This is a genomic window from Cupriavidus oxalaticus (genome assembly GCF_004768545.1).
Lineage (GTDB): Bacteria > Pseudomonadota > Gammaproteobacteria > Burkholderiales > Burkholderiaceae > Cupriavidus > Cupriavidus oxalaticus_A.
The window spans coordinates 1,345,263-1,362,061 of record NZ_CP038634.1; the positions used below are offsets into that span (position 1 = coordinate 1,345,263).

General features: G+C 65.3%; 12 protein-coding genes. 5 read left to right on the plus strand and 7 right to left on the minus strand.

Annotation, left to right across the window (positions count from 1 at the left end; all coding sequences use genetic code 11):
• Positions 1–124: 124 nt before the first annotated feature.
• Together E0W60_RS06000 and E0W60_RS06005 are read right to left on the minus strand one after the other, a co-directional pair.
• On the minus strand, positions 125–1,738 hold the full coding sequence (locus tag E0W60_RS06000; RefSeq protein ID WP_133095570.1) for a peptide chain release factor 3: 1,614 nt from the start codon (positions 1,736–1,738) through the stop codon (positions 125–127).
• Positions 1,739–1,862: 124 nt separating this feature from the next.
• Entirely contained in the window at positions 1,863–2,999 is a 1,137-nt protein-coding gene (locus tag E0W60_RS06005; protein ID WP_371704425.1) for a YhjD/YihY/BrkB family envelope integrity protein, read from the minus strand.
• A 1,158-nt stretch (positions 3,000–4,157) separates the two neighbouring features.
• Between E0W60_RS06005 and E0W60_RS06020 the strand changes: the two genes are divergently transcribed.
• Positions 4,158–4,565 carry a hypothetical protein gene (locus E0W60_RS06020; protein WP_135703352.1) on the plus strand — a complete coding sequence of 136 codons (408 nt, stop codon included), beginning with the start codon at positions 4,158–4,160 and terminating at the stop codon, positions 4,563–4,565.
• A gap of 147 nt (positions 4,566–4,712) precedes the next feature.
• Here the strand turns inward: E0W60_RS06020 and E0W60_RS06025 are convergent, their stop codons facing one another.
• From E0W60_RS06025 to E0W60_RS06035, 3 genes are all read right to left on the minus strand, one after another.
• Positions 4,713–6,080 carry a sigma-54 dependent transcriptional regulator gene (locus tag E0W60_RS06025; protein ID WP_133095567.1) on the minus strand — a complete coding sequence of 456 codons (1,368 nt, stop codon included), beginning with the start codon at positions 6,078–6,080 and terminating at the stop codon, positions 4,713–4,715.
• A 119-nt stretch (positions 6,081–6,199) separates the two neighbouring features.
• A complete protein-coding gene (locus E0W60_RS06030; protein WP_133095566.1) occupies positions 6,200–6,673 on the minus strand; it encodes a hypothetical protein in 474 nt (157 codons plus the stop codon).
• Between the two features lie 802 nt (positions 6,674–7,475).
• Positions 7,476–8,840 (minus strand): NCS2 family permease, encoded by a 1,365-nt coding sequence (locus tag E0W60_RS06035; protein WP_135703353.1) that lies wholly within the window; start codon positions 8,838–8,840, stop codon positions 7,476–7,478.
• 416 nt (positions 8,841–9,256) lie between these two features.
• Here E0W60_RS06035 and E0W60_RS06040 point away from each other — a divergent pair, with 416 nt between their 5' ends.
• Together E0W60_RS06040 and E0W60_RS06045 are read left to right on the plus strand one after the other, a co-directional pair.
• Positions 9,257–9,460, plus strand: coding sequence for a cold-shock protein (locus tag E0W60_RS06040; protein WP_010811149.1), 204 nt, complete (start codon positions 9,257–9,259; stop codon positions 9,458–9,460).
• A gap of 1,806 nt (positions 9,461–11,266) precedes the next feature.
• The gene (locus E0W60_RS06045; protein WP_133097177.1) at positions 11,267–12,361 is read left to right on the plus strand and encodes a replication protein RepA; all 1,095 of its coding nucleotides are present in this window, start codon (positions 11,267–11,269) and stop codon (positions 12,359–12,361) included.
• Positions 12,362–12,463: 102 nt separating this feature from the next.
• On the opposite strand, the gene E0W60_RS06050 is transcribed toward E0W60_RS06045, so the two are convergent.
• Complete coding sequence (locus tag E0W60_RS06050; RefSeq protein WP_006159056.1) at positions 12,464–12,667, minus strand: cold-shock protein; 204 nt, start codon at positions 12,665–12,667, stop codon at positions 12,464–12,466.
• Positions 12,668–13,045: 378 nt separating this feature from the next.
• On the opposite strand from E0W60_RS06050, the gene E0W60_RS06055 reads away from it, so the two are divergent.
• Both E0W60_RS06055 and E0W60_RS06060 read left to right on the plus strand, forming a co-directional pair.
• Positions 13,046–13,705, plus strand: coding sequence for an AAA family ATPase (locus E0W60_RS06055; RefSeq protein ID WP_063237647.1), 660 nt, complete (start codon positions 13,046–13,048; stop codon positions 13,703–13,705).
• A 3-nt stretch (positions 13,706–13,708) separates the two neighbouring features.
• Entirely contained in the window at positions 13,709–14,722 is a 1,014-nt protein-coding gene (locus E0W60_RS06060; protein ID WP_133097176.1) for a ParB/RepB/Spo0J family partition protein, read from the plus strand.
• Between the two features lie 219 nt (positions 14,723–14,941).
• Here E0W60_RS06060 and E0W60_RS06065 read toward each other — a convergent pair whose 3' ends face one another.
• The gene (locus E0W60_RS06065; RefSeq protein WP_346769544.1) at positions 14,942–16,762 is read right to left on the minus strand and encodes a phage integrase family protein; all 1,821 of its coding nucleotides are present in this window, start codon (positions 16,760–16,762) and stop codon (positions 14,942–14,944) included.
• Positions 16,763–16,799 lie beyond the last annotated feature (37 nt).

Consider the following 16,799-nt stretch of genomic DNA (forward strand, 5'->3'; position numbering starts at 1 on the left):
AAGGCGGCGTGTTTGCTCCCCTCTCCCCCGGCCCCTCTCCCGCAAGCGGAAGAGGGGAGCAAATCCCCCGAATGCAAAACGGCTCGCCAAGGCGAGCCGTTTTGCATTGTCAGCGACGGGATCGTCAAACGATCTCGCGCGTCTCCAGGAACTGCAGCTCCGGGAACCGCTCCTGCGTCAGCCGCAGGTTCACCATGCTCGGCGCCAGGTACACATGGTCGCCGGCGCCGTCCAGCGCCACGTTATGCCCGGCCTTGGCGATCAGCTTCTCGATCTCCGCGGGCGAACCCTTGAGCCAGCGCGCCGTGGCGCACTCGTGCGACTCAAAGATGGCATCGACGCCGTACTCATGCTCGAGCCGGTGCGCCACCACGTCGAACTGCAGGATACCGACCGCGCCCAGCACCAGGTCGTTGGAGGCGAGCGGACGGAACATCTGCGTCGCGCCCTCTTCCGCCAGCTGCTGCAGGCCCTTCTGCAACTGCTTGACCTTGAGCGGGTTATTCAGGCGCGCGCGGCGGAAGAACTCCGGCGCGAACGACGGGATGCCGGTGAACTTGAGCGGCTCGCCTTCGGTAAAGACATCGCCCAGGCGGATGGTGCCGTGGTTGGGCACGCCGATGATGTCGCCGGCGTAGGCCTCTTCCGTCGTGTTGCGGTCCTGCGCCATGAAGGTGATGGCGTTGTTGATCGCGACGGTCTTGCCGGCGGAGACGTGCAGCAGCTTCATGCCGCGCTCGAAGCGGCCCGAGCAGACGCGCACGAAGGCGATGCGGTCGCGATGGCGCGGGTCCATATTGGCCTGGATCTTGAAGACGAAGCCGGTGAACTTGCCTTCGTTCGGCTCGACCACGCGCGTGTCGGTGTTGCGCGCCAGCGGCGGCGGTGACAGCTCGCACAGTGCGTCCAGCAACGACTGCACGCCGAAGTTGTTGATCGCCGAGCCGAAGTAGACCGGGGTCTGCTTGCCGGCGAGGAACGCTTCCTTGTCGAAGGTATGCGACGCGCCGCGCACCAGTTCGATCTCGACGCGCAGCTCGTCGGCCTGGCTGCCGAGGATGCGGTCCAGTTCCGGGTTGTCCAGGCCATCCAGGATCGCCGCGGTGCCCTTGTCGCCTTTCGGGTCGAACAGCTGCACCTTGTCGTCGATCAGGTGATACACGCCGCGGAACTGCTTGCCCATGCCGATCGGCCAGGTCATCGGCGCGCACTGGATCTGCAGAACGTCCTCGATTTCATCGAGCAGCTCGATCGGCGAGCGGCCCTCGCGGTCGAGCTTGTTGATGAAGGTGAGGATGGGCGTATCGCGCAGGCGGCAGACATTGAGCAGCTTGATGGTCTGCGCTTCCACGCCGTTGACCGAGTCGATCACCATCACGGCCGAGTCGACCGCCGTCAGCGTGCGGTAGGTGTCTTCCGAGAAGTCCTCGTGGCCAGGCGTGTCGAGCAGGTTGACGATGTTCTCCTGCGCGTTGCCGTCCGCGTTGTTGCTGGCATGCCCGCGGCCATACGGGAACTGCATCACCGACGAGGTCACCGAGATGCCGCGCTGCTTTTCCAGTTCCATCCAGTCGGAGGTGGCATGGCGGTCGGCCTTGCGCGCGCGCACCTCGCCCGCGACCTGGATGGCGCCGCCGAACCACAGCAATTTTTCGGTCAGGGTCGTCTTGCCCGCGTCGGGGTGGGAGATGATGGCAAAGGTGCGTCGACGCGCAATTTCGGATACGAGCGAGCTCACGGAATCTGGCTGGGAATAGGTAGAGGGAACAGAGGGTGCGGCATCAGCCGGCACCCGGACCGGCGCCGCCGCAGGCGGCATTGCGCCGGGCCTGCGGGACTTACGGAAGGAATGGGGCGCTATTTTACCGGTTCACGGGCCAGGCCGGGGGTTTGCCTTCGCCCTTGCCATCCCCCTCCCCTCCCATGCCCGGCACGCCGCGCAGGCTGCCGAACTGAAGCGCGTACTGGCGCGTCAGCTCGGCGCCGAAGAAGAAGATCTGCGCCGAGTAGTAGATCCACAGCATCAGCGCCACCACCGAGCCCGCCGCGCCGTATGAAGAGGCCACGGCACTATTTCCCAGATAGAGGCCGATCAGCCGCTTGCCCACCGAAAACAGCAGCGCGGTTATGACGGCGCCCATGGTCACGTCGCGCCAGGCGATGCGCGCGTTGGGCAGCATCTTGAAGATCACGGCGAACAGCGCGGTCACGACCGCAAAGGAAAACGCCGTCGAGATCACGTCTGCCACCGGGGCGAACCAGGACTGCGTCCACAGCTGGCCCCAGATGCGCTCGACCACCGCCAGCGCGGCGTTGACGATCAGCGACACCAGCAGCATGAAGGCCAGCACCAGCACCAGGCTGAACGACAGCAGCCGCGCGCGCAGCAGCGTCTGCCAGCCGGCGGTCTTGGGCACCGGCACATGCCAGATGTCGTCGAGGCTGCTCTTGAGCTCGGCAAAGGCGCTGGTGGCGCCGACAAACAGGATGCCCATGGCGATCAGTGCGGCCATGCCGCTGCCGCCGGCGCGGTGCGTGGCGGCCAGGATCTGCTGGATCGCCGTGGCGCCCTGTTCGCCGACCAGCCCTTCGATCTGGGTGAAGATCTCGCCGCGCGCCGCCTCGGCGCCGAAGAACAGGCCGGCGATCGAGATCACCAGCACCAGGATCGGCGCCAGCGAGAACAGCATGTAGAAGGACAGCGCCGCGCCCTTGCTGGCGGCGCGGTGATCGAACCAGGAGGCCACCGCCGCGGTGACCACGCGCAGCGTGCGCCCACCGGTGTGGCGGTCCGGCAGCCAGTGAGGGCGGCGGGGCCGCGGCTGCGGGGATTCGGTGCCAGGGGACGATGCGGGACGGTGTTCGGAGTTGTCGTTCACGGCCTTGGGTTTGCCAGGTTCGGGAGCCCTGGTACGCAGGGACGGAGCCGGAACGCCTGGCGCGAGCGGCCGCGGCACGCTCCGGCAGCAAGGGTAGCTTGCGTTCATCATACTGCGCATTGTGCGGCTTGCCCAAGCAGCACCCCCGGGGCGACCTGCTACAGTAAGACCAGGCACACCTGCCGGCGCATCCGTGCCAGCGCGCCGGCGCAAGGAGGCATCTGTGATCCGTTCCCTCTCCGCACGCCCGGTGGCCGCCATGCTTGTGATCGGGATGCTGGGTGTTGCCGGCTGCGAGCGCAGCCAGCCCGGCCCCAAACCCATCTCAGGCACTGCCACGGCCTCGTCCTCCGCTGCCGCTCCCGCCCTGCCAGCGGCACCCGCCCCGCCGGGCCAGTCCCGCTGACGACCACGGCGGCCGCTAGCCGCTGCCGCGCCCTGCCGCGAGGGACGCCCGCTGCGTACCCGTTTCTGCGTACTGCGCCGCGCGTCGCCGCAGCGCCGGGCGGGCAGCGCGCTCGGCAATGTTCAAGGCACGGTCCTCAGGTCCCCGGAACCTTTCTTTGTCTTCCACCGTGTCCCCCGCTGTTACGCCAATGCAAGGCTGAAGTAACTCCAGTTTCAAAGATGCAACCCGGTGCAATGCGAAGAATGCGCCGCTGCCGGGGCACGCTATCCCGCACCCGGCGTGCATGTCAGGCGGCCATGCCCGCACATGCGCAGGCGCGCCCGGCGGTGGCGCTCGCCGCACGCGTTGCAACGGCGAAACCGAATGGCCCCGTGGCGCCGCCCCGGCCGCGCACGGCACGACCGGACGAGCCGCAAACCCGCATGGGATATACCTTTGCGGCCATTGGCACACTTGTCGCTCAGTATCCGCAGGGACGCCGTGCGCGTCCGGGCCATCAACCAGCCACTACTGCGGAGAGAGACCAGCCATGCGTCATCCGCCTTCACGCATGACGGCGCGCCGGCGCTCATACCGGTTGGCGGGCCCCCCGCCTACGGTGACGGACCTGCTTTCGCCGCCACTGCTGCCCTACCCGCGCGCGCGGGTCGAGCCGGCACAGCTGGACACGGCCAGCGCGCCGTGCCCCGGCGGTGCGCGCCGGGCGCGGGGTCCGTCCTGCACGCGCGCAGCCGGCAGGCGCCCGGCCGGAAGGCGGCGCGCCTGACCGGGAGCTGGTGCGATATTGAGTGGGCACGCGGGCCAGCGTGCCCGCGCGGATTTGTGCTCCGTCCCCCGGCGGGCACTTTTTTCCACAAGGAGGAGACGCCATGAAAGCCGCAATCCCTGCCGCAGGCGTGCTGGCCGCCTTGGCGGTCTTCTCGGCCCCTGCCGTGGCAGCCAGCTATGCCTGGTTCGATCGTCCCGACGACGCCAGCGCCAACAGCCACGCGGCGGTCAGCAATGATGTGTACGTGCGTGGCTTCGGCTGGGCCTGGGGCGAACTGCATATGCAGCAGGATACCTCGCCAGGCGCGGCCGCACCTGCGGCGCCGCAAGGCCGCCGGCAGGCGCGCGACTACCCCGACCGGCGCGACGCGCCGCCGTGGCTGCAACGGGATGACAACGGCCCGCCGCGCACGCCGCGCGGCAAGATCAGCATGAATCTCGCGGCCGCCCCGGCGGATGGGACGATTGGAGGAGGCACGGCCGGCCAGCCTCGCGTGGTTGTGCGCTGACGTGCCAGCGGGCACGGGGAAAGGCGGAACCGGCGAGCGGACGTCGGCGGTTCCCCTTTCCTGTGGCGCGCTGCCCGAGGCTCGACTGTTTGCAGTTCGATAGCTGCGGACAGCGGTGACCGGCGCTTGCGCTGCGCACTTGCCAGCCTACTCGCCCGCGGCGGGCTGGCTCTCCACGCGGATATTGTGCTTGTGCATCAGCCGGTACAGGGTCACGCGCGACACGTTGAGTTCGCGCGCAGCCGGCACGACGTGGAAGCCATGGCTGGCCATCACGTTGCGGATCGCCTCGCGCTCGGCCTCCTCGCGGATCGCGTCGAGGGTCTTGCGCGGCAGTTCCGCACCGCCGTGCAGCTGCAGGTCCTCGGCCGTGATCTTGCGGTTGTCGGTCATCACGATGGCGCGGCGCACGCGGTTGATCAGCTCGCGCACGTTGCCCGGCCATGCGTACTGCATCATGGCCTGGGTCGCGCATGCCGAGAAGCCGCGGATACGCCGGTGCGCCTCGTGCCCATGCTCGGCCAGCACGGCGTTGGCCAGCTGGAGGATGTCCTCGCCGCGCTCGCGCAGCGGCGGAATGCTCAGCGTCAGCACGCACAGCCGGTGGAACAGGTCGGAACGGAAACGTCCGTCGCCCTGCGCGGCGACCAGGTCCACGTGCGTGGCCGAGATGATGCGCAGGTTCAACGGGATCGACTGATGCCCGCCCAGGCGCGTGATGGTGCCCTGTTGCAGGAATCGCAGCAGCGCCACCTGGCTCTCCAGCGGCAGGTCGCCGATCTCGTCGAGAAACAGCGTGCCGCCCTGCGCCTGCTCGATCCAGCCGATCTTGCGCTGGTTGGCGCCGGTGAACGCGCCCTTCTCGTAGCCGAACAGTTCGGACTGCACCAGGTGCGAAGGGATGGCGCCGCAGTTGATGGCGATGAACGGCCCCTTGCGCCGGCTCGAGGCATCGTGAATCGCCTGCGCGGCGAGTTCCTTGCCGGTGCCGGATTCGCCGGAGATGAATACCGGCGCCTCGTTGTGCGCCACCTTGGCGAGCGAGCGGAACATGGCGCGCATGGCCGCGCACTCGCCGATCATGGTGCCGCGCGACGCCGTCTCCTGCACGCGCACGCCATGCAGCGACGCCATGCCATGCGCGTGCTTGAGCGTGTAGATCAGCTCCTGCACCGAGAACGGCGTGCGCACGTAGTCCACGCAATAGTCGCGGATCAGCCCGCGCACGCGCTCGTCGGCAAGCATCGCGTCGCAGGTGATGGCCACCCAGGCGACATGCAGATGCTGCAGCGCAAGTTCGAGCTGGCCAAGCTCGGCATCGCTGTATTCCGCCTGCAGGTCGATCACGCCAGCGCTGGGCGGGCTCGCGCGCACCACGCGTTCGGCGTCACGGATCTGCTGCACGCGGCGCAGTTCCCATCCGGGGCCGAAGCTGGACGGGTCAAAACCAAAATCTTCATGACGCGACACGACTACGATCTGCGCAGTGCGTGGCGCCTTGCACAGTCGGTCCATCACGATCTCCCGGACGTTTGGCTTGTTCTTGGTTCCGGCACCCGGCGCCGGGGCCTGTGGCCGTGGCGCGGACTGGCGCTGGACTGGCTGCGGTTTGGCGCCCGCAGGCAACGTCGGTATCACGAGGTGGACAGACTGCGGGACGGCTCCTCGGGCGCGGCGAGATAGCCGCTGCCACCCTGGAGCTGTTCGCGGATGCGTCGGCGCACCGCTTCCTTCTCGCGCATCAACTCTACGCGCGGTGCCTCGGGGGTCTGTCCGGAGTACTGGTAGTAGAGCGACTTGTAGGTGAGCTGGCTCAGGATCCATTCCTGCAGCATGGCGCGCTGGCGCGCCAGTTCGTCCTCCAGCAGGCGATGGCGGCGCAGCAGGTTTTCCACCGCGGCACGGGCGCTGTCGCTGAGCGCACTGTCCTCGGCCAGCAGGGCCGCCACGTCGGCAGCAGCGCCGTCGCGGCTGGCGCGGTGTGCGGGTGTTTCGCCTGCGGCTTCCCCCAGAGCAGCCCAGGCTTGGTGGATGGATCGGCTATTGGATCGGCTTATGGACTCCCTGACGGGCCCGATGGCGGGTCGCCGAATCTCTCCTGCGGTCATGATTATCCCCGTTGAACAACATCCCCCGGCACTACACGTCTGCGGATACCACTTGTCAGTCTTGGAATTATTTGTCTCTGCGTGGCGTACGTGTTTCCGCACGCTCCCTGGTCGTGGCCGTGCCGCCTTGCCTGGCGGTCTCATCCGAACTGTCCCCAGACTAGCGGACGGCGCCAACGCGCGCTCGGTGTGCTCCGGCAATCCAGCCGCATGCACCGGAGTCAAGAAGGGGCGCCTTGCCGCGCCCCTCTTTGCCACGCCTATAGTTCAGTGCATTTGGGGCGGTTTGTCCAGCCCTGAGTGGGTGACTTACACCCAATCTCATACTTTGGAATGAGCCGGCCTGCACACCGTCGATCTGGCCCGCCGGAAGCGGCTTGCGGGCTGGTTCGTGACAGATTCGCGACCGAATTTCGAGCCAAATTTCGGACCGAATTTTGGACTAAATTTCGGACTGGATGCGGCCCGCCTGTCGTGCCGCCGGCGCGCCGTTTCCACGCCCGCATGGTACGCAGAAACGGGTACGCTCTCGCACCCCGAACGGGTGATGGCAGAGCTCTCGTTAGCACGCGTGGCCAATGCGCGAGGTGGTATGGCTCGCGGCAAGGCATGTCGAAACGCAGCCCGCAGAAACAGGTACGCTGCGAACGCTCGTGCGGCCGCGGAAGGGCCGCAGAAACGGGTACGCTTTGCGCGCGTTCCGATGCTCCGGCCTTGCGACCTTGCCGCGAAGGGGCAACGGGGGTGTGCAATCAAGAATGGGCGGCCCACGCCGCCCATTCTTGATTGCCGCCAGGAATGCTCAGTGGCCCGGCAGGTAGTAGAACTTGAAGACAAAGACCGCGGCGATGATCCAGACCATCACCGGCACGCTGCGCGCGCGCCCGGTCAGCAGCTTGAGTGCCGCGTAGCTGATGAAGCCGAACGCCACGCCATTCGCCACCGAGTATGTGAAGGGCATGCCCAGCGCGGTCATGACCGCCGGCACGACTTCGGTGACATCGTTCCAGTCGATCTCCAGCAGCTCGCGCAACATCAGGCAGGACACATACAGCAGCGCCGGCGCGGTGGCGTAGGCCGGAACCGTGCCCGCCAGCGGCGCGATGAACAGCGCCGCCAGGAACAGCACCGCCACCGTCACCGCGGTCAGCCCCGTACGCCCGCCGGCCTGCACGCCGGAAGCGCTTTCGATATACGCAGTCGTCGACGACGTGCCGAGGAACGAGCCGGCCATGATGGCGGTGCTGTCAGCCATCAGCGCCTTGTTCAGCCGGTCCATGCGGCCCGCCTTGAGCAGGCCGGCGCGGTTGGCCACGCCCATCAGCGTGCCGGTGGCATCGAACAGCTCGACCAGGAAGAACACCAGCACGACATTGATGATGCCGATCGACAGCGCCGCCGAAATATCGAGCTTCAGCAGCGTCGGGCTCAGCGAAGGCGGCGCCGAAAACACGCCGTGGAAGGTGTTGCCGGCAAAGGCAAAGCTCAGCAGCGTGGTCAGCAGGATGCCGATCAGGATCGCCCCCTTCACGCGCAGGTGGTCCAGCGCGACGATCACGAAGAAGCCGACGATGGCGAGCACCGCCGGGGGTTGGTGCAGGTCGCCGAGGGTAACCAGCGTTGCCGGGCTCGCGGCGACGATGCCGGCATTCTTCAGCGCGACAATTGCCAGGAACAAGCCGATGCCCGCGGTGATCGCCACGCGGATGGAATGCGGGATGCCGTTGACGATCATCTCGCGCACGCGGAACAGCGTCACCAGCAGGAACAGGCAGCCCGAGATAAAGACCGCGCCCAGCGCCGCCTCCCACGGAAATCCCATGCCCTTCACCACCGTGTACGCAAAGTACGCGTTCAGGCCCATGCCCGGCGCCATCGCAATCGGGTAGTTGGCGTAGAACCCCATGATCAGCGTGCCGATCGCTGCGGCCACGCAGGTCGCGACGAAGACCGCGTCCTTGGGCATGCCGGCGTCGCCCAGGATCGACGGGTTGACGAAGATAATGTACGCCATCGTCAGGAAGGTGGTGATACCGGCGAGGACCTCGGTGCGGACATCGGTCTGGTGCTCGCGCAGCTTGAACAGGCGCTCGAGCAGCGTCGGCTGGCCGCGCGAGGGGTTGACGGAAGGCGTACCCGGCTTGGAAGCGGGTTCCGGCATCGACATGACTAAGTCTCCAGTATCGTTATCGTGTCCGCGGCAGGGATCCCTGCGCGGCATGGCCGCGTGGCGCGCCATCATGCGGCATGCGTACTCTGGTCCAGCATGGGCCCGATACGCCACGGCGCACACGAATAAGCGATATGCAAAAAGCGTGATGATCCCACAGCGGATACCGGGCGCACAGGGCCCGCGCGGGCGACGGGCCCGCCCGCGCGTGGCCGGGGTTGGGGCTGGCCCCAACTTGACGCTGGCCCCAATCCCCCGTATAAACCCGGCTAGATTCAAGCGACGAGGCAACAGTTCATTCGTTAGCCACCGTCTGGTACTTCGGTTGTCCATGGTGTCCTTTCCTTGAGTTCCCCTGTCGGATGGCGCGCGCGTCATGCGACGTTTTATATCCTTTTTCTGGAAAGCAAATCATGCAAACCGGTATCGTCAAGTGGTTCAACGACGCCAAGGGTTTTGGCTTCATCAAGCCGGACGCAGGTGGTGACGACCTCTTCGCCCACTTCTCGGAAATCCGCGCCGACGGCTTCAAGTCGCTGCAGGAAAACCAGCGTGTGCAGTTCGAAGTCAAGAACGGCCCGAAGGGCCTGCAGGCAGCGAACATCACCCCGCTGTAAGCGTTGCCCGCGGCGCGCCACGTGCGCGCCACGCAACGGAAGAACCCCGCCTCGGCGGGGTTTTTTGTTTTCTGTCGGCTTGCGCTGCCGGCGGCGCGTGGGTTGCCCGCCGGGAGGTCCGCCGCTCTCCCCGCCTCCCGCCTCCCGCCTCCCGCCTCCCGCCTCCCGCCTCCCGCCTCCCGCCTCCCGCCTCCCGCCTCCCGCTTCCCCGCCTCCCGCTTCCCCGCTTCCGCGCCTCCCCGCTTTCCCGCTTTCCCGCTTTCCCGCTTTCCCGCTTTCCCGCTTTCCCGCTTTCCCGCTTTCCCGCTTTCCCGCTTTCCCGCTTTCCCGCTTTCCCGCTTTCCCGCTCCCCGTTTTCCTGCCTCCCGGCTTCTATGCGCCGGTCCTGGCGCTTACTTTCCTATCCACATGCCGCCCGCAGAAACGGGTACGCCTTGCTGCAGTGCAAGCTGCGGGCGCCATCCGCCCGCTAACGCAGAAACGGGTACGCCCGTCGCCATAAAGCCTCTTCCCAGCGGCTCGCAACAACGCAGAAACGGGTACGCCTGGTGCCAGAACGCCACCTGGCGTGGGTTCGCACAGCCCGCAGAAATAGGTACGCCCGGTTCCACCGCGTTACCAGGCTTGCTCGGATCATGGGGCGCCGGTAACAGCCGGACGCCTAGATATCCACACGACTACGCCGCGAACGCCACGCAGAAATGGGTACGCCTCGTATTGCAGCGCACAAGATCCGTTCAGCCAAAAGCTTGAAACGAACGCTCGCAGAAACAGGTACGGCCACCACAAGTGCGTGGATGCCGCCTGTCGCGCAGAAACGGGTACGGTGTCCGGGGTTTCCGGACATTTCCGACTTGTTGGGATGAAGCGCAGCCCCCGACTGGCTCGCAGAAACAGGTACGCATGGATGAGGGGCGGCACACTCATGTATACGTTGAGTGTGAGCGCTAGCTTTTTCTATGAGGCAGATATATAATAGAAACTTGGCAGTACATCCATCCGCAACCCCACCCCTTCAACGCAGAAATGGGTACGGATGCAGGTACAGAGCCCGAGATCTCACCGCAGAAACGGGTACGGGGGCCAACGCCCGGCGCACAGGTCTGCGGGCGCAGAATTGGGTACGCCGCAGAAACGGGTACGCAGAGGCAAAGGGGCAGCCGTTTTTCTTCGCCACGCAGAATCAGGTACGGTTTCGGCCCATTCACCGCAGAAATGGGTACGCCGCCGGCGCTGGGAGGCCGAGGGCGATCCAGGGCTCGAACCCTTTTCTGCGTGGATAACCCATGTCGCAGGCCGCGCGACGGCGCAATCCGGCGGTAAACCGGGCGTAAACGGCGTATACCGCCCGGGTCGCCGCAGAAACGGGTACGCTTTGCGCGGTCTGCGTTGTGGAAAAGCCTGTGGAAACACGGGGTTATCCCCGCAGAAACCAGTACGCGCGGTCCGCAGATACTGGTTCGGGGCGCCGCAGATTCGGGTTCGGCCCTTCGCAGAATCGAGTACGGTTGTCCGCAGATTCGGGTTCGCAAGGGTAGTTTTTTTCCTTACGAATCAAGGCGCTGAACTTCACGTATACGGTTTACAAGTAGTTAACCCGTATCGGTATCGTTTACTGGTAGTCACAGGGTTGCGCACCGTGGACAACCCTTGCGGGTTGCCCACCGTCCGCCCCCCAGCTACCAGTCGTGAGAGTCCCCGCACGACAAAACCGAGGCAAGCAAGACCAAACCTCAGCGTACCTGTTTCTGCGTGACAACTTTTGCGGCTTCGAGTACAAAGGCGGGTAATCCGAAGCACGCCAATATGCCCATCAAACGCTCCCCGGCCGCCACGGGGGATCGAAGTGTCCTCGACGTGGATGCCGAGCCCTCCCGCATCATTGTTCCCGGCAACGAGAACATCCTGGTTCCGTCCGAGAAATTCCAGCGTCTGTTTGACGAGGCGCAGGCCATGGAACGCGAAGACGCCTGGCAAAGCGGCGAAGTTGGCTTCCTCAGCCGCGCCAGCGTCCAGGTCACGCTGCCATATCGGGCGCCCAAGGGCGCACCGCCGGTATGGACGCGTACCAGCGGCAATATCTCGCTGATGATCCAGCCGGGCTACTTCACGCAGCAGCGCTCTGAACGCGCCGCCAACGGCCGCCAGAAGCTGGTGTCGGAGACCGTCTCGCTGGGCTATCCCTATGGCTCCTATCCGCGCCTGATGCTTGCCTGGATCGGCAAGGAGATCATGGCGAAGAAAAAACGGGGTGAATTCACCGGGACGGTGGAAGACCGGCGTATCTCGCTGGGCAATTCGCTGTCCGAATTCATGTACAACCTCGGTATCCCGATGGCCACTGGCGGCAAGCGGGGCACCATGACGCTGGTTCGCCAGCAGATGATCCGGCTGTTCTCCGCAACCATTGCGATCGTGCAGAACAAGTCGACGCCTAGCCAGAACCAGAACCCGAATCACGAGCCGCTATCGATCGACCGTGTGGGCTACCTGCTGGCCGACCAGTTGTCGACATGGTGGGACCCGATGCAGCCGGGGCAGGGGTCGATGTTCGAGAGCTTTGTGGTGCTGTCCGAGCCGTTTTTCAACGAACTGGTCAACCGACCGGTACCGGTGGACATGCGTGCACTGAAGGCGCTGAAGCAGTCGCCGTTCGCGCTGGACGTTTACTCGTGGCTGACCTACCGGTTCTTCACGATCCAGCGGCGCACCGAGATCCCGTGGGAAGCCCTGCAAATGCAATTCGGTACGGAAACCGAAAGCGAGCGCAAGTTCCGCGCGCTGTTCCGCAAGGCGCTGAAGGACGTGCTGGTGGTCTATCCGGGGGCCAAGGTCGATGCGGATTCGTCCAAGGCGCTGATCCTGCAGCCGTCCCGTACCAGCGTGCGCAAGCTGGGCTGAGTTCCTGGCCGAATGGCCAGATGCAAAAAAGGCAAGCGTTGAACGCTTGCCTTTTTGTTTGTCCGCCGCGGCAGGTTTGCTGCAGCGGGCAAATCAGCTGGATCAGGCCGGCTTGATGGCCGAAGCCTGCAGGCCCTTCGGACCCTGCTTGACTTCAAACGTCACGCGCTGCCCATCCTTCAGGGTCTTGAAGCCAGAACCCTGGATTTCGGAGAAGTGCGCAAACAGATCTGCACCACCATCGTCCGGGGTAATGAAGCCAAAGCCCTTGGTCTCGTTAAACCACTTGACCGTACCGGTTGCCATAAGAGTTCCTTTTCGAAGCAAGTTCTAGTACACCACGCAAACAACCGTTCAAGCACGTTGAGTTCTCGTAGATACCGAACGGAAGCCGACGAGGTTGACACGACTTGACTCGACTGTAGCGCGCATCATAACCACTTTGGATTGCGGTGTCATGTGCGGCGTAATGCGCACTACAAATACTTTAGACATAGGGGCGGGCGCATTTCAAGCAAATTTATTGTCGAACGCGACCTCTCCTGCAAAAAAGCCGGGACGACGCTCCGCTGCACCTTAATAAAATATTTGTAAATTTGTAAAACGGTTGAAGCGTCACCTGGTTTTGGCTACAGTTGCGCCTTAAGAGTCAACCGCGCTTTCAGCGCTGAAAGAGAGGTCGCAGTGGCAGCCAAAATCATTACCGTCTTCAACCAGAAAGGCGGTTGCGGAAAGACCACGGTCAGCATGCATCTGGCGGGAACACTCGGCCTGCGCGGTGCCCGATCCATGCTGGTCGACATGGACGAGCAAGGCACCGCCACCCGCTGGGCTGCGCAGGCCAGCGATGAGCGCCCGTTTCCCGCGTCGGTGATCGGCCTGGCGCCCTCGGGCGGCGCCATGCACCGGGAGGTTCGGAAGTTTGTGCAGGACTACGATTACATCGTGGTCGATTGTCCGCCTGCGGTTCATTCGGCGGCGCCATCCAGTGCGCTGCTGATTTCCGACCTTGCCATCATCCCGGTAGTGCCGTCGCCTCCGGACCTATGGGCGGCGGTCGCCGCTAAAACGCTGGCACAACATGCGCAAGTCCAGAATGAAACCTTGCTGATCCGGGTAATGGCCAATATGGTGCAGCGGCGCGTGTCGATCGCACGGCAGGCGATCGAGATCCTGGGTGACGATGGCGAGGTGCCCCTTTTGAATTCGATGATTGGATCGCGCTCGGCCTTCCGCGAATGCCAGGCGATCGGCTGTACCGTCCATGGCGTTGCCGGAGCGCGTGAAGCGGTACAGGAGGTCGACATGATGGTCGACGAAGTGTTGTCTTTGATTGAGCAATAAGGCATGGCTACAAAACTGAAAAGCCTTAAGGCCGGCATGCTCGCCGGCATGGTGGCGGAGAAGAACCGCAACGACACGCTGGACCGCTTTGCGCGGGCCGAGGCAGCAATTTCGCAGCATCCGAATGGCCTGCTGCAGGGCAGGGCCAACGACGCCGCGGCGGTTTTCAGCGCTGAAAGTGCGGGCGAGATGGCGTCCGGCCGGCAGCTGGTGCGGATTCCGCTGGCGCAGCTCCACGACAATCCACTGAATGCCCGCCGGATCTATGATCCCGCGGTCGTGCAGGAGCGTGCGGCGTCGATCGCCACGCATGGACAGAAGACCCCCGGTCTCGCTGCACCCGACCCCTCGCGTCCCGGCCACTACATCCTGATCGACGGCCACTACCGCAAACGAGCGCTGGCTTCGGCCGGCAAGCTCGAGATGGAGTGCTTTGTCGAGGACGACCTGAGCGACCTGGATTTCTACCGGCTGTCGTTCATGCTCAACGAGCAGCGCTCGGACCAGTCGGCGCTGGACAATGCGATTGCCTGGCGCCAGTTGCTCGATGAAGGCAAGGTTCAGAAGGAAGAAGAAATCTGTGAACTGACCGGGATGTCCGCTGGAACGGTCAACAAGACGCTGGCGCTATTGCGCCTGCCCGAGTCCGTGCTGGGCGTGATGCGCGAGCGGCCGAGCGCGATCGGCATCGCCGCGGGCTATGAGCTGACTTTGTATTGCAAGCTGGCGGGGGAGGAGCGAACCCGCGAGCTGGCGGCACGGATCATCAACGATGGCCTGTCGAGCCGCGAAGTCGAGGCAATCCGCAAGCACGCGCAGGAAGGCAAGGCGCGCAAGGTCAAGGAGATCAGCCGGCAATACAAAATCCGGACCGACAGCGGCCAGTTGCTCGGAACCATCAAGGAGTGGGATTCGGGGCGCGTCGTCCTCGATGTCCAGCTGGGCGACCGCAGCGCCCGCGAGGACCTGGTCGAACTCCTCAAGGCTCGCTTCGGGCTGGACAAGACCTTGCTCTGATCGAGTCCGCTGAGCGAGTCAGGTGCCGGGGAAGCGGGCTACGAACCACCGCACTCCCGGCGCATCAGGGAGACCGCGGACGTGGCAGGATCGCTCGGCAAGACCCCTGCAGCGTACCCAGTTCTTCGGTGGCGATGCTGCCACCCATATCTACGCCAAGGCAGATGGTCAGCCAAGGCTGTTCATGCCGAAAAGGGTCCTGTTCCGTACAGCCAGACCCTACGGCGACTCTTTCTCCGTACCAACTTCTTCGGCCGATGCCAACGCTGTCCGGCAACGCCGCGCCTCGCGCACGAGGTCACGCGGCGTGCACGCCGGGAAGCTCGCATCCAGCCTCCGATAGCGCGTAATCACCGCCGACAGCAGTGCGTGCAGCCCTCGCACCGAGTAGGGCGGGTGGGTCATGCTGGCGAGCTTGCGCTGCGCCCGCCGGGTGGGCGGCGCAACGGGCGGGCCGAGCAGGGGCACATCCGCCATCGCGGGCATGTCCAGGTCCAGCGCCCGGTCTTGCCAATGGCGGCGTAGCGCGGCCAGCGCCGTGTCGCTGAGCGCAAGCCGGTCGCCATCCAATGCTTCGTCCGCCTTCGTTGCCGGCACCCGGTCGAGGATCCGCAGGTCTTTCCAGCGCAGCGCCACCAGCCCGGCAAAGCGGGGCCGGCATTCGCGCAGCAGCGCGACCGCTGCGGCCGCGGCGCGGTAGCGCCGGCCATCGGGCTGGACGCATTCGTTCTCCAGCCAGGCAGTGAAGCGCACCAGCGCCATGTCGTCGACAATTCCCTCACCGGCAGCGCTGCCCGGGTCAAGGCCGGAAGCCACATCGCCTGCCGCGCGCGTCATCCCGATATCCGTTCCTGTACCCGTTGCCGGTGCGCCTGCTGGCAGCCACCGCGCGGCCGAGGCGTACCCGTTGCGCGCCATCCAGGCCCACAAGGCGCCCAGGACACGCATGCTATGCCGCAAGCTGGCATCGCCCAGCGGCCCGGTAAATGGCCGCCAGGCCCCGACTTGCCGGGAAGCCCGCGGTCCGCACCAGCGCGCCGCCGGCTGCGGGTCCGCAAGAAAGGCCAGGTATGCCTGGCGGTCCTGCCCGTCCAGCGCGGCGAGACCCTTGCGGCGCTCGATCACCGACCACAGCAGCAACCGCTCGGCCTCCTTGCGGTACGCCGCGTACGTGGCGCCGGCAGGGGGCGCACTGGCGTGCAGCCACTTGCGCACCACGTCGACGCCGCTCGCAAAGGGACAGGCGGGCGATGCCCCGGCGTCACCGGCGAGCAGTTCCAGCGGCAGCAGGCGCGGCATGTCCGGTGTCAGCGCGCCGCGCGCCAGCGGCGCGCGGTCACCTACATGCGCGGCCAGCATGGGTTGGCCCTGGGACGTGCGGACCAGGTCGCGATGTTCCGCCAGCCAGCGGTTGATGGCCTGGCCGGCGAGGGCGCCGATACGTGGCACACGCCGCCACCATCCCGTGCCGCGGGCATTTGTCAATGCTATAAGTTCCTTAATAGTAACAATATTGGCTTTGCGCAGGCGGCGTGCCAGTGACGGCCCGAACCATAGTTCCACGCCATGCTCCGCCCGCGGCGCCGCCGTACCGAGCCGTTCCAGTTCCGCCAACGCATCCACCCGGCGATCCATGCCGCGGTTGGAACGGCCCGGACCGGCCACCAGCAGTTCGCCCAGGTCGGCGCGGCCATGGAGATGGGCGAGCTGGACCATGCGGTCGCGCAGACCCAGCAGGGTTCGCAGCGCCGATTCGCCGGCATCGTCGTCATCGCCGTCGTCGGCAAGGTAACGGCCGACGACCAACGCAGCCGGCATGCCCTGGACATAGGCGCGGACGGCGGCGAATTCGCTGCGGGTCAGGCTGACGGCATGCGATCCGGACAACATGGGCAGGGGGGCGGGAGCGTCGGTGGGGGAGGGCACATAGCTTACGGTAACTCCTTGATTTATAAGGCACTTGAACTCAGGCCAAATCCATCCGACCGGAAATGCACAGCAAAGAGCAATGCCGATAATTTTATGCGAGGTAAGCGGCATTCCGCCAGTCCCCGGGCCACCCGAACACCCGTTTGTC